General features: G+C 64.8%; 25 protein-coding genes and 1 pseudogene. 23 read left to right on the top strand and 3 right to left on the bottom strand.

What is annotated here, in order from left to right; all coding sequences use genetic code 11:
• Positions 1-2: 2 nt before the first annotated feature.
• The 20 genes and pseudogenes from rpsS (at position 3) to LZ016_RS08555 (ending at position 10,079) form a co-directional block, all read left to right on the top strand.
• Positions 3-278 carry a 30S ribosomal protein S19 gene (gene rpsS / locus LZ016_RS08650; RefSeq protein WP_187707966.1) on the top strand — a complete coding sequence of 92 codons (276 nt, stop codon included), beginning with the start codon at positions 3-5 and terminating at the stop codon, positions 276-278.
• Positions 278-655 carry a 50S ribosomal protein L22 gene (rplV, locus tag LZ016_RS08645; RefSeq protein WP_241446979.1) on the top strand — a complete coding sequence of 126 codons (378 nt, stop codon included), beginning with the start codon at positions 278-280 and terminating at the stop codon, positions 653-655. Before rpsS ends, rplV begins: the two co-directional genes overlap by 1 nt.
• Positions 656-657: 2 nt before the next feature.
• Positions 658-1,368 carry a 30S ribosomal protein S3 gene (rpsC, locus tag LZ016_RS08640; RefSeq protein ID WP_241446978.1) on the top strand — a complete coding sequence of 237 codons (711 nt, stop codon included), beginning with the start codon at positions 658-660 and terminating at the stop codon, positions 1,366-1,368.
• A 22-nt stretch (positions 1,369-1,390) separates the two neighbouring features.
• Positions 1,391-1,825 (top strand): 50S ribosomal protein L16, encoded by a 435-nt coding sequence (gene rplP / locus LZ016_RS08635; protein WP_241446977.1) that lies wholly within the window; start codon positions 1,391-1,393, stop codon positions 1,823-1,825.
• Position 1,826: 1 nt separating this feature from the next.
• A complete protein-coding gene (rpmC, locus tag LZ016_RS08630; protein ID WP_241446976.1) occupies positions 1,827-2,045 on the top strand; it encodes a 50S ribosomal protein L29 in 219 nt (72 codons plus the stop codon).
• A 12-nt stretch (positions 2,046-2,057) separates the two neighbouring features.
• Positions 2,058-2,303, top strand: a pseudogene (gene rpsQ, locus LZ016_RS08625) (30S ribosomal protein S17); the annotation flags it as partial.
• Positions 2,304-2,470: 167 nt separating this feature from the next.
• Positions 2,471-2,839: a 50S ribosomal protein L14 gene (gene rplN / locus LZ016_RS08620; RefSeq protein WP_166093301.1), complete on the top strand. Its 369-nt coding sequence runs from the start codon at positions 2,471-2,473 to the stop codon at positions 2,837-2,839.
• Between the two features lie 2 nt (positions 2,840-2,841).
• Positions 2,842-3,162, top strand: a complete 321-nt coding sequence (gene rplX / locus LZ016_RS08615) for a 50S ribosomal protein L24 (RefSeq protein WP_241446975.1) — start codon at positions 2,842-2,844, stop codon at positions 3,160-3,162.
• Positions 3,155-3,826, top strand: a complete 672-nt coding sequence (gene rplE, locus LZ016_RS08610; protein ID WP_277622531.1) for a 50S ribosomal protein L5 — start codon at positions 3,155-3,157, stop codon at positions 3,824-3,826. The genes rplX and rplE overlap by 8 nt, the downstream gene beginning before the upstream one ends.
• A 39-nt stretch (positions 3,827-3,865) precedes the next feature.
• Positions 3,866-4,171 (top strand): 30S ribosomal protein S14, encoded by a 306-nt coding sequence (rpsN, locus tag LZ016_RS08605; RefSeq protein WP_241446974.1) that lies wholly within the window; start codon positions 3,866-3,868, stop codon positions 4,169-4,171.
• A 10-nt stretch (positions 4,172-4,181) separates the two neighbouring features.
• A complete protein-coding gene (gene rpsH / locus LZ016_RS08600) occupies positions 4,182-4,577 on the top strand; it encodes a 30S ribosomal protein S8 (RefSeq protein WP_241446973.1) in 396 nt (131 codons plus the stop codon).
• Between the two features lies 1 nt (position 4,578).
• Positions 4,579-5,115, top strand: a complete 537-nt coding sequence (gene rplF / locus LZ016_RS08595) for a 50S ribosomal protein L6 (protein WP_241446972.1) — start codon at positions 4,579-4,581, stop codon at positions 5,113-5,115.
• A gap of 3 nt (positions 5,116-5,118) precedes the next feature.
• The gene (gene rplR / locus LZ016_RS08590) at positions 5,119-5,472 is read left to right on the top strand and encodes a 50S ribosomal protein L18 (protein ID WP_241446971.1); all 354 of its coding nucleotides are present in this window, start codon (positions 5,119-5,121) and stop codon (positions 5,470-5,472) included.
• Positions 5,473-6,213 (top strand): 30S ribosomal protein S5, encoded by a 741-nt coding sequence (gene rpsE / locus LZ016_RS08585; protein WP_241446970.1) that lies wholly within the window; start codon positions 5,473-5,475, stop codon positions 6,211-6,213.
• A gap of 5 nt (positions 6,214-6,218) precedes the next feature.
• On the top strand, positions 6,219-6,398 hold the full coding sequence (gene rpmD / locus LZ016_RS08580; RefSeq protein WP_241446969.1) for a 50S ribosomal protein L30: 180 nt from the start codon (positions 6,219-6,221) through the stop codon (positions 6,396-6,398).
• Between the two features lie 67 nt (positions 6,399-6,465).
• Positions 6,466-6,993, top strand: a complete 528-nt coding sequence (gene rplO, locus LZ016_RS08575; RefSeq protein ID WP_241446968.1) for a 50S ribosomal protein L15 — start codon at positions 6,466-6,468, stop codon at positions 6,991-6,993.
• A 106-nt stretch (positions 6,994-7,099) separates the two neighbouring features.
• Positions 7,100-8,461 carry a preprotein translocase subunit SecY gene (gene secY, locus LZ016_RS08570; RefSeq protein ID WP_241446967.1) on the top strand — a complete coding sequence of 454 codons (1,362 nt, stop codon included), beginning with the start codon at positions 7,100-7,102 and terminating at the stop codon, positions 8,459-8,461.
• A 34-nt stretch (positions 8,462-8,495) separates the two neighbouring features.
• On the top strand, positions 8,496-9,140 hold the full coding sequence (locus LZ016_RS08565; protein ID WP_241446966.1) for an adenylate kinase: 645 nt from the start codon (positions 8,496-8,498) through the stop codon (positions 9,138-9,140).
• A gap of 38 nt (positions 9,141-9,178) precedes the next feature.
• Entirely contained in the window at positions 9,179-9,718 is a 540-nt protein-coding gene (locus tag LZ016_RS08560) for an SRPBCC family protein (RefSeq protein ID WP_241446965.1), read from the top strand.
• Positions 9,719-9,794: 76 nt separating this feature from the next.
• On the top strand, positions 9,795-10,079 hold the full coding sequence (locus LZ016_RS08555; RefSeq protein WP_241446964.1) for a hypothetical protein: 285 nt from the start codon (positions 9,795-9,797) through the stop codon (positions 10,077-10,079).
• Here the strand turns inward: LZ016_RS08555 and LZ016_RS08550 are convergent, their stop codons facing one another.
• Positions 10,080-10,580: a dihydrofolate reductase gene (locus tag LZ016_RS08550; RefSeq protein ID WP_241446963.1), complete on the bottom strand. Its 501-nt coding sequence runs from the start codon at positions 10,578-10,580 to the stop codon at positions 10,080-10,082. It abuts the gene before it with no gap.
• 42 nt (positions 10,581-10,622) lie between these two features.
• Here LZ016_RS08550 and LZ016_RS08545 point away from each other — a divergent pair, with 42 nt between their 5' ends.
• Positions 10,623-12,038 (top strand): FAD-binding oxidoreductase, encoded by a 1,416-nt coding sequence (locus tag LZ016_RS08545; protein WP_241446962.1) that lies wholly within the window; start codon positions 10,623-10,625, stop codon positions 12,036-12,038.
• On the opposite strand, the gene LZ016_RS08540 is transcribed toward LZ016_RS08545, so the two are convergent.
• Positions 12,035-12,556 (bottom strand): hypothetical protein, encoded by a 522-nt coding sequence (locus tag LZ016_RS08540; RefSeq protein ID WP_241446961.1) that lies wholly within the window; start codon positions 12,554-12,556, stop codon positions 12,035-12,037. The genes LZ016_RS08545 and LZ016_RS08540 overlap by 4 nt on opposite strands.
• Before the next feature lie 87 nt (positions 12,557-12,643).
• Entirely contained in the window at positions 12,644-14,140 is a 1,497-nt protein-coding gene (locus LZ016_RS08535) for a CoA-acylating methylmalonate-semialdehyde dehydrogenase (RefSeq protein WP_241447495.1), read from the bottom strand.
• A 99-nt stretch (positions 14,141-14,239) separates the two neighbouring features.
• Between LZ016_RS08535 and LZ016_RS08530 the strand changes: the two genes are divergently transcribed.
• The gene (locus LZ016_RS08530; protein WP_241446960.1) at positions 14,240-15,634 is read left to right on the top strand and encodes a M20/M25/M40 family metallo-hydrolase; all 1,395 of its coding nucleotides are present in this window, start codon (positions 14,240-14,242) and stop codon (positions 15,632-15,634) included.
• A gap of 40 nt (positions 15,635-15,674) precedes the next feature.
• On the top strand, positions 15,675-15,938 hold the full coding sequence (locus tag LZ016_RS08525) for a DksA/TraR family C4-type zinc finger protein (RefSeq protein ID WP_241446959.1): 264 nt from the start codon (positions 15,675-15,677) through the stop codon (positions 15,936-15,938).
• The last annotated feature ends 18 nt before the right edge of the window (positions 15,939-15,956 follow it).

The following is a 15,956-nucleotide window of genomic DNA, read 5'->3' as shown; positions in this document are numbered from 1 at the left end:
CAATGGCCCGTTCCATCTGGAAAGGCCCGTTCGTCGAGCTTTCGCTGCTGAAGAAGGCGGAAGCTGCGCAGGAAAAGGGTGGCCGCGCGCCGATCAAGACCTGGTCGCGCCGCTCCACGATCCTGCCGCAGTTCGTCGGCCTCACCTTCAACGTCTACAACGGCCGCAAGTTCGTGCCGGTGTCGGTCAACGAAGACATGGTCGGCATGAAGCTCGGTGAGTTCGCGCCGACCCGCTTCTTCCCGGGCCACGCCTCGGACAAGAAGGGCAAGCGCTAATGGGCAAGCAAGCAGCTCCCCGTAAGGTCGGCGACAAGGAAGCGCTGGCCGTCGGCACCATGATCCGCGGTTCGGCTCGCAAGCTGAACCTCGTCGCGGGCCTCATCCGCGGCCGCAAGGTCGAGGAAGCGCTCAGCATCCTGCAGTTCTCGCCCAAGGCGATGGCTGACGATGTGCGCAAGGTCCTCGCGTCGGCGGTGGCCAATGCCGAGAACAACCATAACCTCGACGTCGACGCGCTGGTCGTGTCGGAGGCGAGCGTCGGCAAGTCGATCTCGATGAAGCGGTTCGCGACCCGTGCGCGTGGCCGTTCCAGCCGGATCGTCAAGCCGTTCAGCCGCATCCGGGTCGTCGTCCGCGAGCAGGAAGAAGCATAAGTATGGGTCAGAAATCCTCTCCCGTCGGGCTCCGCCTGCAGATCAACCGGACTTGGGATAGCCGCTGGTTCGCGGAAGGCCAGGATTACGGCCGTCTGCTGCTGGAAGACCTGAAGATCCGGAAGCACATTCTCGCGACGCTGCCGCAGGCCGCGATCTCGAAGGTGGTGATCGAGCGTCCGGCCAAGATCTGCCGCGTGAGCATCTATGCTGCTCGCCCGGGCGTGATCATCGGCAAGAAGGGCGCGGACATCGAGAAGCTTCGCAAGAAGCTCGGTGCGATGACCAGCTCGGACGTCAGCCTGAACATCGTCGAGATCCGCAAGCCGGAGATCGACGCCAAGCTCGTCGCCCAGGGCGTCGCCGACCAGCTCGAGCGCCGTATCGCGTTCCGTCGCGCCATGAAGCGCGCGGTGCAGTCGGCTCTCCGTCTGGGCGCCGAAGGCATTCGTATCACCTGCTCGGGCCGTCTTGGTGGTGCCGAGATCGCCCGCACCGAATGGTACCGTGAGGGTCGCGTTCCGCTGCACACGCTGCGCGGCAACGTCGATTACGCGGAAGCCGAAGCCCACACCGCCTACGGCGTGTGCGGCGTGAAGGTGTGGATCTTCAAGGGCGAGATTCTCGGCCACGACCCGACTGCGCAGGACCGGTTGATGATGGAGGCTCAGACCTCCGGCGTCCGTCCGGCCCGCGAAGACCGCGGTCGCTAAGGCTCTGTGAGGACTAAGTAAGATGCTGCAACCAAAGCGCACCAAGTTCCGCAAGGCCTTCAAGGGCCGCATCCATGGCAAGGCCAAGGGTGGCACCGAGCTCAACTTCGGCGCCTTCGGCCTGAAGGCGATGGAGCCGGAGCGGATCACCGCGCGTCAGATCGAGGCGGCCCGCCGCGCGATCACGCGTCACATCAAGCGTTCCGGCCGTCTCTGGATCCGAATTTTCCCGGACGTTCCGGTTTCGTCGAAGCCGGCCGAAGTCCGCATGGGCTCGGGCAAGGGCGCTCCGGAGTTCTGGGTCGCTCGCGTGAAGCCCGGCCGCATCCTGTTCGAACTGGACGGCGTTCCGGGCTCGCTCGCCAAGACCGCTTTCGAGCGTGCGGCCGAGAAGCTGCCGATCAAGACCAAGGTCGTTGCTCGCCTGGGCGAGACCATGGTCGAGGAGGAAAAGTAACATGGCCAAGGCCAAGAAGGACGACCTGAAGGTCGCGACCGACGACCAGCTGCAGACCCAGCTGGCGGACCTGAAGCGTGAGCAGTTCAACCTGCGCTTCCAGGCGGCGACCAATCAGCTCGAGAAGCCGTCGCGGGTCCGCGAGGTGCGCCGCACCATCGCGCGCATCAAGACGCTTCAGAACGCACGCACCCGTGCCGCCGAACCGGCGCAGGGCTGAGGAGACTAAGGAATGCCCAAGCGCGTCCTGACCGGCACCGTAGTGTCCGACAAAGGTGACAAGACCGTGGTGGTCCGCGTCGAGCGGCGGGTGAAGCACCCGCTGTACGGCAAGATCATCCGGCTGTCGAAGAAGTACCATGCTCATGACGAGGCGAACGCCTTCCGTCAGGGCGAGCAGGTGCGCATCGAAGAATGCGCTCCGATTTCGAAGCTGAAGACCTGGACCGTCGTCGATCGCATCGGCGCCGCCAAGGCCGAAGCCGTCGAGATCGTCGAGGGTGCTTCGAACCCGGTCGAAGAAAAGAAGGCTCCGGCCAAGGCGAAAGCCGAGAAGCCGGCCGCGAAGACGACGAAGAAGGCCAAGGCCGAAGACGTCGCCGAAGCGGACGCCTGAGCAGTTATTGAGAAGGTAAGGGTCGAACCATGATCCAGATGCAGTCCAACCTCGAGGTTGCGGACAACAGCGGTGCCAAGCGCGTTCAGTGCATCAAGGTGCTGGGCGGCTCCAAGCGCCGCGTTGCCGGCGTCGGCGACATCATCGTCGTTTCCGTCAAGGAAGCGGCTCCGCGCGGCCGCGTGAAGAAGGGCGACGTTCACCGTGCGGTGATCGTGCGTACCGCCAAGGACATCCGCCGTCCCGACGGTTCGGTGATCCGCTTCGACAGCAACGCCGCCGTCCTGGTCAACAAGAACGAGGAGCCGATCGGCACCCGTATCTTTGGCCCGGTCGTCCGTGAGCTTCGTGCCAAGAAGCACATGAAGATCATCAGCCTTGCGCCGGAGGTCCTGTAACCATGGCTGCTGCCAAGATCCGCAAGGGTGACACGGTCGTCGTCCTGTCCGGCAAGGACAAGGGCAAGACCGGTGAGGTCATCCGCTCGATGCCGAAGGAGAGCAAGGTCGTCGTGTCCGGCGTGAATGTCGCCGCGCGTCACCGCAAGCCGACCCAAGTGAACCCGCAGGGCGGGATCGAGCGCAAGGAAGCGCCGCTGCACGTGTCGAAGGTCGCTGTTGCCGACCCCAAGACCGGCAAGGCGACCCGCGTCCGCTTCGAGGAGCGTGACGGCAAGAAGGTCCGCGTCGCGGCCAAGTCTGGAGAACTGATCCATGGCTGACGAAAAGAACGAGCCGCAGGTCGAGTCCGCCGAGGTCGAGAAGACCGAGGCCGCTCCGAAGGCCGAGAAGGCGAAGAAGGCCCCGAAGACGGAGAGCTACACGCCGCGTCTGAAGGCCGACTACGAAGAGCGCATCGTCAAGGCGATGACCGAGAAGTTTGGCTACAAGAACCGTCTCGAGGTTCCCAAGCTCGACAAGATCGTCATCAACATGGGCGTCGGCGAGGCGACCCAGGACAAGAAGAAGGTCGAGGCGGCTGCCGCCGAGATGCAGGCGATTTCCGGCCAGAAGCCGGTGATCACCAAGGCCAAGAAGTCGATTGCACAGTTCAAGCTGCGTGAAGGCATGCCGATCGGCGCGAAGGTTACGCTGCGCCGCGACCGCATGTTCGAGTTCCTGGACCGCCTGGTCACCATCGCGCTTCCGCGTGTCCGCGACTTCCGGGGCCTCAACCCCAAGTCGTTCGACGGCCGTGGCAATTATGCGATGGGCCTCAAGGAGCAGATCATCTTCCCCGAGATCAATTACGATCAGATCGACAAGGTCCGGGGGATGGACATCATCGTAACCACCACCGCGAAGACGGACGAAGAGGCGCGCGAGCTGCTGCGCCTGTTCAACTTCCCGTTCCCGCGTGACGAGGAGCAGAAGCAGGCTGCCTAAGGGCAGGACCTGCTTCTCCTAAGGAGAAGAACTTAAGTCATGGCGAAACTGAGTTCGATCAACAAGAACGAGCGTCGCAAGAAGCTCGTCCAGAAGTATGCGTCGAAGTACGAGAAGCTGAAAGCTATCGCGGACGACGAATCCAAGGACGAGACCGAGCGGCTGATCGCACGGCTCAAGATGGCGGAGCTTCCGCGCAACGGTAACCCGACGCGCATTCGCAACCGCTGCGAGCTGACTGGGCGTTCGCGCGCCTACTACCGCAAGTTCCGCCTGTCGCGGATCATGCTTCGGGAACTGGCCAACAAGGGCCTGATCCCGGGCGTCACGAAGTCGAGCTGGTAAGGGCCAACGCATGGCGATGACCGATCCTTTGGGTGATATGCTCACCCGCATTCGCAACGGCCAGCAGGCACGCAAGGACTCCATTGTGACTCCGGCGTCGAAGCTCCGTGCCCGTGTGCTCGATGTGCTCCAGCGCGAGGGTTACATCCGCGGCTATTCGGAAGAAGCCGTGGGACCCGCGAAGGGCCTGCGCATCGACCTGAAGTATTTCGAGGGCCAGCCCGCGATCCAGCATCTGGCCCGCGTGTCCAAGCCCGGCCGCCGCGTCTATTCGGCCGCCCGCGAGCTTCCACGCATCCGCAACGGCCTCGGCACGATCATCGTGTCGACCCCGCGCGGCGTGCTGTCGGACGCTGAAGCGCGCGACCAGAATGTCGGCGGCGAAGTGCTGGCGGAGGTGTTCTAAGATGTCCCGCATTGGCAAGAAACCGATCGCAATCCCCGCTGGCGTCACCGCCACCGTGGAAAGCGGAACGCTGACCGTGAAGGGTCCGAAGGGCACGCTCGCGATGCAGCTGCTCGACGATCTCGTGAAGTACGAGGTTGCCGAGGGCGAGATCCGCGTGACCCCGCTGACCAGCGCTCAGCGCAACCGCGCCGCCTGGGGCATGCAGCGCACCAACGTGCAGAACCTCGTCACGGGCGTGACGGAGGGCTTCCAGAAGGTGCTCGAGATCACCGGCGTCGGCTACCGCGCAGCGGCCCAGGGCAAGAACCTGCGCCTGCAGCTCGGCTACAGCCACGACGTGAACTTCCCCGTGCCCGAGGGTGTCGACGTGAAGACGCCGGACCCGAACACGGTGGAGATCAGCGGCATCGACAAGCAGAAGGTCGGCCAGGTCGCGGCCGAAATCCGCCGCTGGCGCAAGCCGGAGCCCTACAAGGGCAAGGGTATCAAGTATCGCGGCGAGTACATCTTCCGCAAAGAAGGCAAGAAGAAGTAAGCCATGGCGAAACTCTCTCTCTTCGACCGTCGCCGGCGCCGCGTGCGCACGTCGCTTCGTGCACGTGCTGCGGGCAAGCCGCGTCTTTCGGTCCACCGCTCCGGCCGTCACATCTACGCGCAGGTCATCGACGACGCTGCCGGCAAGACGCTCGCATCGGCTTCGACCCTCGACAAGGACGTCAAGGGCAAGACCGGCGCGACCCGCGATGCCGCTGCTGCCGTCGGCAAGACCCTTGCCGAGCGTGCCAAGAAGGCTGGCGTTTCGACGGTCGTCTTCGACCGTGGCGGCTTCCTGTTCCATGGCCGGGTGAAGGCCCTGGCCGATGCCGCCCGCGAAGGCGGATTGGAGTTCTAAATGGCTGACGAGAACCAGACCAACGAAGCCCCGGCCGAGGTCGTGACGGAAGTCGCGGCTGCGCCTGGGGGCGAGCGTCCGCAGGGCCGGGGCCCGCGCGGTCCGCGCGGCGGCCGTGGTGGCGGCCGTGGCGGCAACGATCGCGGTGGCGGCCGTGGCCGTCGGGACGACCGTCGTGGCGGTCGTGGCGGCGACGATGAAGGTGGCGAGGAGCTCATTGAGAAGCTCGTCCACATCAATCGCGTTTCCAAGACGGTGAAGGGCGGCAAGCGCTTCGGTTTCGCGGCCCTCGTGGTCGTCGGCGACGGCAAGGGCCGCGCCGGCTTCGGTCACGGCAAGGCCCGCGAAGTGCCGGAAGCGATCAGCAAGGCGACTGCCGCTGCGAAGAAGGCGATGATCCGCGTTCCGCTGCGTGACGGCCGCACGCTGCATCATGACGGCCTTGGCCACTTCGGTGCAGGCCGCGTGACGGTCCGCACCGCCCCGGCGGGAACCGGCATCATCGCCGGCGGTCCGATGCGCGCCATCTTCGAAAGCCTCGGCGTTGCCGACGTCGTCACCAAGTCGGTGGGCACGTCCAACCCGTACAACATGATCCGCGCGACCTTCGAGGCGCTAAAGGACCAGACGAGCCCGCGTTCTGTGGCCCAGCGTCGCGGCAAGAAGGTTGCGGACCTCCTGGGCCGTGGCGGCGCGAGCACCGCGGAAGCCGAGGCTCAGGCCGAAGCGATCACGGAGTAAGCGTCATGGCGAAGATCAAGATCACCCAGACCGGTTCGCCCATCCGCCGCGACAAGACGCAGCGGGCGACCCTCGTCGGCCTCGGCCTGAACAAGATGCACCGCACTGTGGAAGTGGAAGGGACCCCTGAGGTTCTCGGCCAGGTCCGCAAGGTAGCGCACCTCGTGAGCGTCGAAGCCGCCTAAATAACAACGAATTGGCCCCGCTTCGGCGGGGTCATGCGCGACAAAAGCGAAAGCGAGTGCAGATAAAATGAAACTCAACGAACTCCGCGACAATGCTGGTGCACGCAAGGGACGCATCCGCGTCGGCCGCGGCATCGGTTCCGGCAAGGGCAAGACCTCGGGCCGCGGCCAGAAGGGTCAGACCAGCCGCTCGGGCGTGTCGATCTTCGGCTTCGAAGGCGGTCAGATGCCGCTGCACATGCGGCTGCCGAAGCGCGGCTTCAACAACATCTTCGCCAAGGACTATGCCGAGGTGAACATCGGTGCGGTCCAGAAAGCGATCGACGCCGGCAAGCTCGACGTCAAGGGCACGCTCGACCACGACGCGCTGAAGGCCGCTGGCCTCGCTCGCGGGGGCAAGGACGGCGTCCGCCTCCTCGGCAAGGGTGAGCTGAAGGCAAAGCTGTCCCTGAAGATCGCCGGCGCGTCGAAGGGCGCCCGCGAGGCGGTCGAGAAGGCCGGCGGTTCGATCGAGATCATCGAGCGCAAGAACCCGGCCGAGCTCGCCGCTGCCAAGAAGGGCAGCGCGAAGAATCGCGCGAAGGCCGAAGCCTAAAGGGCATTAATCGTCCGGGGGGCTTAGACTGGCCACCCGGACGCCCTATATGCGGCGGCGGGGAGAAACTGCAGCACCGCCGCTGCGCAGTCCGGGAACAGATTGAATGGCATCTCTAGCCGAGCAAATGGCGTCCAACATCAGCCTTGCGAACTTCTCCAAGGCTACCGAGCTTCAAAAGAGGCTCTGGTTCACCCTGGGCGCGCTGATCCTGTTCCGGCTGCTATCCTACGTCCCGATGCCGGGCATCGATCCCACGGCAATGGCGCACCTCTTCGACACGCAGAAGGGCGGCGTACTCGACTTCTTCAACACCTTCTCCGGCGGCTCGCTGTCGCGCATGAGCATCATCGCGCTTGGCGTGATGCCGTACATCACGGCGTCCATCGTCGTTCAGCTCGGCGCCACCCTCTACCAGCCGTGGCTCGCACTGAAGAAAGAGGGTGAGACCGGGCGCAAGAAGCTCAACCAGTACACCCGTTACCTGACGGTCCTCCTGACCTCGGTGCAGGGCTATTTCATCGCCGTGGGCCTTGAGAGCCTTGGCGCCACCCAAGGCATCGGGGCGGTCGTCGAGCCGGGCCTGATGTTCCGCGTTGCAGCAACGATTAGCCTGGTCGGCGGCACTCTGTTCCTGATGTGGATCGGCGAGCAGATCACCAGTCGCGGCATCGGCAACGGCGTCTCGCTAATAATCATGGCCGGCATCGTCGCGTCGCTTCCGCTGCACATCGCGCAGCTGTTCGAAGGCGGCCGCACCGGCACGATGAATCCGATCGTCGTCGTCGGCATCATCGCCCTGGCAGTCGGCCTCGTGCTCTTCATCTGCTTCATCGAGCGGGCCCAGCGGCGCGTCCCGATCCAGTATCCGAAGCGCCAGACGGCGCGCGGAATGATGCAGGCCGAGCGCAGCCACCTGCCGATCAAGATCAACATCGCCGGCGTCATCCCGCCGATCTTCGCCTCGTCGCTGCTGCTGATGCCGTTGACCGTCATTCAAATGGCCGGTGCCAACAGCAACTCCGATTCGAGCGATTGGCTGATCACGATCAGCACCTACCTGCAGCACGGCTCGCCGCTGTACCTGCTGCTCTACGGCCTCGGCATCGCCTTCTTCTGCTTCTTCTACGCTGCGGTTCAGTTCAACAGCGAGGAGACGGCGGAGAACCTGAAGCGCCACGGCGGCTTCATCCCCGGCATCCGTCCGGGCAAGGCGACCGAACATTACTTCGACTACCTGATCAGCCGGATCACGGTGATCGGCGCCGCTTACCTGGTGCTGATCTGCCTGATCCCGGAGATCCTGTTCAGCCAGGCCGGCCTGCCCTTCTACCTCGGCGGCACCAGCCTCCTCATCGTCGTCAACGTGACGATGGACACGGTCGCGCAGATCCAGAGCCACTTGATCGCGCATCAATATGGCGATCTGATCAAGAAGGCGAAGCTGAAGACCAGCCGTCGCCGCTGACCACCACCGGCGAACAGGGGAGAGCGCCGACACGATGGACATCATCCTTCTCGGTCCGCCGGGGGCGGGCAAGGGCACCCAGGCGCAAAGGCTTCAGGCCGAGCGCGGCATGATCCAGCTATCGACCGGCGACATGCTGAGGGCAGCGGTTGCGACCGGCTCGCCGGTTGGCCTGAAGGCCAAAGCGGTGATGGAAGCCGGTGAGCTCGTCAGCGACGCTATCGTCAGCGCCCTGATCGGCGAGCGGCTCGACGACATGGGCGAAGCCGGCGCGATCTTCGACGGCTATCCCCGTACGCGCGCGCAGGCTGAAGCGCTCGACCTGCTCCTGGCAGAGCGCGGGCGCACCCTCGATTGCGTCATCGAGCTTTGCGTCGACGAGGATGCGCTTGTCGAGCGGATTACTGGACGTTTCACCTGTGCCGTCTGCGGCGCGGGCTATCACGACAAGTTCAAGTTGCCGAAGGTCGAGAACACCTGCGACGTCTGCGGCAGCCACGAGTTCAAGCGCCGTCCCGACGACAATGAGGAAACGGTGCGCACTCGCCTCGCCGAGTATCGCGCCAAGACGGCGCCGATCCTCCCCTACTACGAGGAGCGCGAGCTGGTCCGCCGGGTCGATGGAATGGGCAGCGTCGAGGACGTCGCCGCGGAGATCGACGCCATCCTCGACAGCTAACACTGTTGCGGGCATCCTCGCCTGCAAGGGGGGTGCCCATGAAGTGGATCCTTGCAGCGGGCCTGTTCGCCGTTTCGACCGCGGCCAATGCCGATGTCGTCAGCGCCAATCCGAACGGCCTGCACGTTAGAGAAACCGTACAGCTCGTCGTCCCGCCCGCGGTGGCTTTCGACGCCTTCACCCGCATCGGCGACTGGTGGAACAAGGACCATACCTACAGCGGGGATTCCGCGAACCTGAGCCTGGCGCTCAGTCCTGGCGGATGCTTTTGCGAGCGCTTCCCATCGGGCGGCGGTATCGAGCACATGCGCGTGACCTTCCTCGATCCTGGCAAGCGCCTCCTCATGACCGGGCCGCTGGGACCGTTGCTGTATCAGGCCACGACCGGCGTGATGGACGTCACGGTCGAACGGATCGCGGGCGGTTCGAAGGTGACGCTCGATTATCGGGCAGCGGGCTTTGCCGAAGGCGGCGCCGACAAGCTCGCGGCGGTGGTCGACGGCGTCCTCGCCGATCAGATGCGCCGCTACCGCACTTACGCGCGCTCGAGGCCGCAGGCGCAGGAGCTAAAGCCTTGATCCGGTTTACTTGTTATTGACAGCAACAGGGTTGGCGAGCAATTTGCCGGCTTCCAATCCAACCGGAGTGCTTCCCATGCGCATCCTGTTTGCCCTCTCGGCTGTTGCATTGTTCTCAACCGCCGCCATCGCGCAGGACACCGCTGCTCCGGCTGCTCCGGCGCCCGCCAAGAAGAAGGTCGACGACGGCGACAAGGTCGTCTGCAAGCGGGAGCAGTTCGTTGGATCCGTCATCCCTCGCAAGATCTGCCACACCAAGGCGGAGTGGCAGGCAGCGGAGGAAGCCTCCCAGGACTTCCTCGATGAGAAGCGGCGGATGGGCGTCGATCAGCAGTCGATCCGCGGCCGCAGCGGCGGCTAATCAGGCCGATCGCTCCAGCGTTACGAAGCTGAAAGCCGGGGTCTCACCCTCGGCGGAATGATCTTCGCGTCCAATCTCGCGCCAGCTTTCGTCTGAGCGTGGATCCGCCATGACCGTGTCCCCGGCGATGGGGGCCAGCACGTCGGTCAGCTCAAGCCGGTCCGCATGGGGCAGGAACAAGTCGAAGATCTCCGCCCCGCCGATGACGGAGATCGGTTCGCTGCCGGCCAGGGCAATCGCTTCCTCCACCGAATGAACGATCTCCGCGCCCGGGGCGGACCAGCTCCGGTCTCGCGTCAGCACGACGTGCCGTCGTCCGGGCAGGAGGCCGGGCAGGCTGTCGAACGTCTTGCGGCCCATCACCATAACCGTGCCCATCGTCAGGCGCTTGAACCGCTTCAGGTCCGCCGAGATTCGCCAGGGCAGCGTGCCGTCGCGCCCGATCACGCCATTGGTGGCGCGCGCAACGACAAGGGTGATCTTGGGCCGGTCGGTCACCATTGCGATTTGCCCGCGTGCCGCGCAGATGCCAACACATCTCTGATGAGTGACGCGCAGCGATTGATCGAGGACGTGCGGTCCCGCTTCGGCCCGAAGGCGGCGATCACCGATCCTTCGGACGTCGAGCCCTGGCTGAACGACTGGCGCGGGCGCTTTCACGGGAATGCCGCGGGAATCTTGAGTCCGTCGTCGACCGAAGAAGCCGCGGAGATCGTGCGACTGGCGGGCGAGTCCCGCGTCGCGCTGGTTCCCCAGGGCGGCAATACGGGCATGGTCGGGGGGGCGACCCCGCCCGCCGATGGCTCGGCCGTAATTCTTTCCATGCGCCGGATGAATCGCATCCGCTCCATCAGCGCGGAGAACCGGCTGGCGGTCGCGGAAGCGGGCGTGATCCTCGAAGAACTGCACCATCGCGCTAACGGTGTTGGGATGCGCTTTCCGCTGACACTTGGCTCGCGGGGGAGCTGCACTATCGGAGGCCTGACCTCGACCAACGCCGGCGGGACGCAGGTGTTGAAGTTCGGGACCATGCGATCGCTGGTGGCAGGCGTTGAAGCGGTTCTGCCGGATGGGTCGGTCCACGACGGCCTGTCGGGCCTGAAGAAGGACAATCGCGGCTACAGCCTCGACCAGTTGCTGATCGGCGCGGAAGGCACGCTCGGCGTTATCACGGCCGTCGCCTTGCGGCTGGTTCCGGCCGTCGCCTCGCGCGCGGTTGCTTGGGTCGGGACGGAGAGTCCGATGAAGGCGCTCGACCTGTTGCGGTTCCTGGAAGGCCGTACGAGCAGCATCGAGGGTTTCGAGCTCGTCCCGGACGACTGCCTGCAGCTGGTCCTGAAGCATATTCCCGGCACCCGGGCCCCGCTGGAGAGCAACCAGGCCTGGCACTTGCTGATCGAGGCGACGACCTCCGATCCCGCAACGGATATTGCCGCCGACATAGAACGAATGCTCGGCGAAGCGCTGGAGCACGGCATAATCGGCGACGCCGTGCTGGCGTCGAACGAAGGCCAGGCCGACGCCTTCTGGCGCATCCGCGATTCCATCTCGGAGGCGGAGCGCGCCGAAGGTCCAACGCTGGCCCACGACATCTCCGTCCCGGTTGCCGCCATGCCTCGCTTCATCGTCGACGCCTCAGCTGAAGTGGAGCGCGCTTTCCCCGGAGTAATCGCCAGCGCGTTCGGCCATCTCGGCGACGGAAACGTGCACTTCCACGTCCGCGCCGGAACTCACGCCGCACCCGACTGGTACGCGAGCGAAGGCGGGCGGATCACACACGTCGTCGACGACCTCGTGGTCGCTGCGGGCGGATCGATCTCGGCCGAGCATGGCATCGGGCAGATGAAGATCGACGAGCTGGAGCGGCTGGGCCCTCCGGCCAAGCTCCATGCATTGCGCGCGATCAAGCACGCGCTCGACCCGCTTGGCATCATGAATCCGGGTAAGCTGGTCCGCTAGCTAGTGCAGCGCGCGTAGGTGTAGCTGGCCATCGGGCCGCTTTCGGTCCGCACGAGCTTATTCTTCTGAAGCTCAAGCGCCTCATACTTCTTCCAGCTCATGCCCTCGCCCGTGAAGGCGAAATCGCCGCTTACGGACTTCGGCGTCAGCTTCAGGTCGCCCTTGGGCTTCGCCTGCGCCTCGTAGAAACGCAACGAATCGGCCGAAATGATCAGCAGGCCCTTGGTGTCGCTGCGGGCACCGGAACAATCCGCCGGAGTGAGAGCCCAGCGCCCGTGGAAGGCGGCGGGGATCGTCTTCGTATCGCCGTCCGCGGCTCCGACGTTCACATCCTCGTCGTCCCCATTTTCGAGGTCGTTGGTCGGCGTTGCGACGCTCTCGTCCGGTGGGAGGACGTCCACGTCGGTCGGAACAGCGGCCGCATTGTTGGCCTCGTCGGCGACGGGATCGCGTCCGCCGCTACAGGCGACCAGCCCTGTGACGGAGGCAAGGATGGCAATCGGGACGTAGAAGCGCATCATACCCCCCTTCAACGCCGTACTACGGCAGCCGTTTCCCTATACGATCATCTGACCGAAGCGGGACTCCGTGAGGAGCCCCTTTTGTCAGGCGAACGTCGGGATGACGAAGGCACTCTCGCCGTGCGCTTCGCCGTCCGGCCAGCGCTGGGTGACGACCTTGTTCTTCGTCCAGAACTTCACGCCTTCCATGCCGTACTGGTTGATGTCGCCAAAGCCCGAGCGCTTCCACCCGCCGAAGCTGTGATAGCTGACCGGCACCGGGATCGGCACGTTCACGCCGACCATGCCGACGTTCACGCGCGCGGTGAATTCGCGGGCGGCGTGGCCGTTGCGGGTGAAGATGGCGACGCCGTTGCCATACTCATGCTCGGACGGAAGGCGGACCGCCTCTTCGAAGTCCTTGGCGCGGACCATTTGCAGGACCGGACCGAAGATCTCTTCCTTGTAGGTCTGCATCGTCGGCTTCACGTGATCGAAGAAGGTCGGGCCGATGAAGAAGCCTTCCTCATGCCCCTGCAGCGTGAAGCCGCGGCCGTCGACGACCAGCTCCGAGCCTTCGTCGATCGCCATCTGGATGTAGCGCTCGACCTTTTCCTTGTGCGCCTTGGTGACGACCGGGCCGTAGTGCGCCTCAGGGTCGGTGGAGACGCCGACGCGCAGCTTCTCGATCGCGGGGATCAGCTTTTCGCGCAGCGCGTTGGCGGTTTCCTCGCCGACGGGAACGACGACCGGAAGCGCCATGCAGCGCTCGCCCGCCGAGCCGAAGGCCGCACCGGTAAGGTCGGTGACGACCTGGTCGAGGTCGGCGTCGGGCATGACGATGCCGTGGTTCTTCGCGCCGCCGAAGGCCTGCACGCGCTTCCCGTTCGCGGTCCCGCGCGAGTAGATGTACTGCGCGATGTCGGACGATCCGACGAAGCTGACCGCCTTGATGTCCGGATGGTCGAGGATAGCGTCGACCATCTCCTTGTCGCCGTGGAGGACGTTGAGGATGCCGTCGGGCAGGCCTGCTTCCTTCATCAGCTCCGCGAGGCGTATCGGCACGGTCGGGTCGCGCTCGGACGGCTTCAGGATGAAGGCGTTGCCGCAGGCGATGGCCATTCCGAACATCCACATCGGGATCATCGCCGGGAAGTTGAACGGCGTGATGCCAGCGCCGATGCCGAGCGGCTGGCGCATCGAATAGACGTCGATGCCGGGGCCGGCCCCCATCGAATATTCGCCCTTCAGCGCCTGCGGGATGCCGGTCGCGAATTCGATGACCTCGAGGCCGCGCTGAACGTCGCCCTTGGCGTCGGCAATGACCTTGCCGTGCTCGGACGAGAGTGCGTGGGCGAGCTCGTCCATGTGCGCTTCGACCAGCTCCTTGAACTTGAACATGACGCGGGCTCGGCGCTGCGGGTTCGTCGCGGCCCAGGCGGGCTGGGCGGCCTTGGCTGCATCGACCGCGCGCTCGAGATCGGCGGCGGTGCCGAGCCGGACTTTCGCCTGCACCTGGCCCTGGTTGGGGTCGAAAACGTCGCCGCTGCGTTCACCCGAGGAGTAGCTCTCGCCGCCGATGAAATGGTCGATCTCGCGCAACATGAAAATGTCCTTGAATCAGCTGTTCTGAGGTTGCCGCTCCCCTAGACCCGCGGTCCCGCAAATGCCAGTTGCGCTTGCCGGAGAAGGAGACGTTGCGTGCGTAAAGTTGGACTGCTTCCCTGCCTGTTGTTGATTGCTGCGGCGCCGCCTTCACCCGATGCAAGGCTGAAGGAGATCATCGCGCCGGTCAGCGGTGCCGAGATGAAACGGACGGTCGAGAAGCTGGTGAGCTTCGGCACCCGCCACACGCTATCCTCTCAGACCGATCCGAAGCGCGGCATCGGCGCGGCGCTCGATTGGACGCAGGGGCGGTTCAAGAGCTTCGGCCTCGCAACGCAGCGCCCGTGCGACAATTTCACCGGTAAGCGCGTTCCGACACCGACGCGGATTTGCGACCAGATTGCCATCCAGCGCGGAACCGACCGGTCGAACGACGTGGTCATCATCACCGGTCACATCGACAGCAGGGTTACCGACGTGATGAACTTCACGTCGGATGCGCCGGGCGCAAACGACGACGGCTCCGGCACCGCTGCCGTAATCGAGGCCGCGAGAGTGCTGTCGAAACACAAGTTCCCTGGCACGATCGTCTACGCCGCGCTCTCGGGTGAGGAGCAGGGCCTCTACGGCGGCAAGGTGCTCGCCGATTACGCGAAGAAGCAGGGGTGGAACGTCGTTGCGAACCTCAACAACGACATCATCGGCAACAGCTGCGGATCCGACGGGGTCTGCAACGACAGGCTCGTGCGCGTCTTTTCCGAGGGCCCGCGGTGGCAGGGGCATGAGCAGCTGGCGAAGGACCTCCGCAGCCTCGGCGGCGAGAATGACGCGCCGTCGCGCAACATCTCGCGCTTCCTCGATACGCTGGCGGATCGGCTGAACATCGGTCTCGACGTCATGCAGGTCTGGCGCAACGACCGCTTCGGCCGCGGCGGCGACCACACCGAGTTCCTGAATGCGGGCTATCCGGCCGTGCGCTTCTCTGTCGCGGTCGAGAATTACAACTGGCAGCACCAGGACCTGCGCACCGAGAAGGGCATCAAGTACGGCGATACGATCGAGAACATGGACTTCCCCTATCTGGAGAAGGTCACGAAGCTGAATGTCGCGGCGCTAGCCGCAATCGCCAGCGCTCCGCCGCCGCCCGAAGCTCGGGCGGAGGGTGCAGTAAGTACCGACACCACCCTATGGTGGTATCCGATCGAAGGTGCAGACCGCTTCGTCGTCTACATGCGCCGCACGGATGAATCTCGCTGGCAGCCTGTTCCGGGCGGCATCTCGTGGAAGCCTGCTTTGCACATCGGCGAGGAGCCGGACGAAACGGGGCACCGAAGTTCTTGGAGCAGTACTCTGAAAGGCGTTCGCGTGGACGACTGGGTCTTCGGCGTGTCGTCCGTGAGCAAGGATGGCTTCGAAAGCCCCGTCGCCTCCGCCGTGCCCGGCGGCGCCTTCAAGCCATACCTCGCTCCTCCTCCGGAACCCGTGAAATAGACCGGCTTTCTCCCTATATAACAGGGAGAAAGGAACGCTCATGGCCGGTGGATGGACGCGCGATGGCGCGGTTCAGGACCAGATCGACGACACGGTGAAGGATGCGATCCTTCGCGCCCGCGCACTCACGCCGCAGGGCGAGAGCGCGGAGGAATGCGACGATTGCGGCGAGATCATCCCGAAGAAGCGGCGCGAGGCGCTTCCGGGCGTACGCACCTGCATCGCCTGCCAGTCGGAACGCGACAAGGCCGTGGTGCACTCCACGATCAATCGTCGGGGCAGCAAGGATAGCCAGCTGCGCTAGGCGCGTTTAGGGCCTCGA

It is taken from the genome of Sphingomonas telluris, assembly GCF_022568775.1.
In the GTDB taxonomy this organism is placed as follows: domain Bacteria; phylum Pseudomonadota; class Alphaproteobacteria; order Sphingomonadales; family Sphingomonadaceae; genus Sphingomicrobium; species Sphingomicrobium telluris.
This window is presented reverse-complemented; position numbering and strand designations above follow the sequence as displayed.

What these genes read in the sequence shown, in the direction of transcription:
- rplF (WP_241446972.1), top strand. Translation starts at nt 4,579, where the DNA reads ATGTCCCGCATTGGCAAGAAACCGATCGCAATCCCCGCTGGCGTCACC.
- LZ016_RS08550 (WP_241446963.1), bottom strand. Translation starts at nt 10,580, where the DNA reads ATGGTGACCGACCGGCCCAAGATCACCCTTGTCGTTGCGCGCGCCACC.
- rplV (WP_241446979.1), top strand. Translation starts at nt 278, where the DNA reads ATGGGCAAGCAAGCAGCTCCCCGTAAGGTCGGCGACAAGGAAGCGCTG.
- LZ016_RS08560 (WP_241446965.1), top strand. Translation starts at nt 9,179, where the DNA reads ATGAAGTGGATCCTTGCAGCGGGCCTGTTCGCCGTTTCGACCGCGGCC.
- rpsC (WP_241446978.1), top strand. Translation starts at nt 658, where the DNA reads ATGGGTCAGAAATCCTCTCCCGTCGGGCTCCGCCTGCAGATCAACCGG.
- rpsE (WP_241446970.1), top strand. Translation starts at nt 5,473, where the DNA reads ATGGCTGACGAGAACCAGACCAACGAAGCCCCGGCCGAGGTCGTGACG.
- rplR (WP_241446971.1), top strand. Translation starts at nt 5,119, where the DNA reads ATGGCGAAACTCTCTCTCTTCGACCGTCGCCGGCGCCGCGTGCGCACG.
- LZ016_RS08555 (WP_241446964.1), top strand. Translation starts at nt 9,795, where the DNA reads ATGCGCATCCTGTTTGCCCTCTCGGCTGTTGCATTGTTCTCAACCGCC.
- rplE (WP_277622531.1), top strand. Translation starts at nt 3,155, where the DNA reads ATGGCTGACGAAAAGAACGAGCCGCAGGTCGAGTCCGCCGAGGTCGAG.
- LZ016_RS08525 (WP_241446959.1), top strand. Translation starts at nt 15,675, where the DNA reads ATGGCCGGTGGATGGACGCGCGATGGCGCGGTTCAGGACCAGATCGAC.
- rplN (WP_166093301.1), top strand. Translation starts at nt 2,471, where the DNA reads ATGATCCAGATGCAGTCCAACCTCGAGGTTGCGGACAACAGCGGTGCC.
- rpsS (WP_187707966.1), top strand. Translation starts at nt 3, where the DNA reads ATGGCCCGTTCCATCTGGAAAGGCCCGTTCGTCGAGCTTTCGCTGCTG.
- LZ016_RS08565 (WP_241446966.1), top strand. Translation starts at nt 8,496, where the DNA reads ATGGACATCATCCTTCTCGGTCCGCCGGGGGCGGGCAAGGGCACCCAG.
- LZ016_RS08540 (WP_241446961.1), bottom strand. Translation starts at nt 12,556, where the DNA reads ATGCGCTTCTACGTCCCGATTGCCATCCTTGCCTCCGTCACAGGGCTG.
- rpsN (WP_241446974.1), top strand. Translation starts at nt 3,866, where the DNA reads ATGGCGAAACTGAGTTCGATCAACAAGAACGAGCGTCGCAAGAAGCTC.
- LZ016_RS08545 (WP_241446962.1), top strand. Translation starts at nt 10,623, where the DNA reads ATGAGTGACGCGCAGCGATTGATCGAGGACGTGCGGTCCCGCTTCGGC.
- rplO (WP_241446968.1), top strand. Translation starts at nt 6,466, where the DNA reads ATGAAACTCAACGAACTCCGCGACAATGCTGGTGCACGCAAGGGACGC.
- secY (WP_241446967.1), top strand. Translation starts at nt 7,100, where the DNA reads ATGGCATCTCTAGCCGAGCAAATGGCGTCCAACATCAGCCTTGCGAAC.
- rpmD (WP_241446969.1), top strand. Translation starts at nt 6,219, where the DNA reads ATGGCGAAGATCAAGATCACCCAGACCGGTTCGCCCATCCGCCGCGAC.
- rpsH (WP_241446973.1), top strand. Translation starts at nt 4,182, where the DNA reads ATGGCGATGACCGATCCTTTGGGTGATATGCTCACCCGCATTCGCAAC.
- rpmC (WP_241446976.1), top strand. Translation starts at nt 1,827, where the DNA reads ATGGCCAAGGCCAAGAAGGACGACCTGAAGGTCGCGACCGACGACCAG.
- rplP (WP_241446977.1), top strand. Translation starts at nt 1,391, where the DNA reads ATGCTGCAACCAAAGCGCACCAAGTTCCGCAAGGCCTTCAAGGGCCGC.
- rplX (WP_241446975.1), top strand. Translation starts at nt 2,842, where the DNA reads ATGGCTGCTGCCAAGATCCGCAAGGGTGACACGGTCGTCGTCCTGTCC.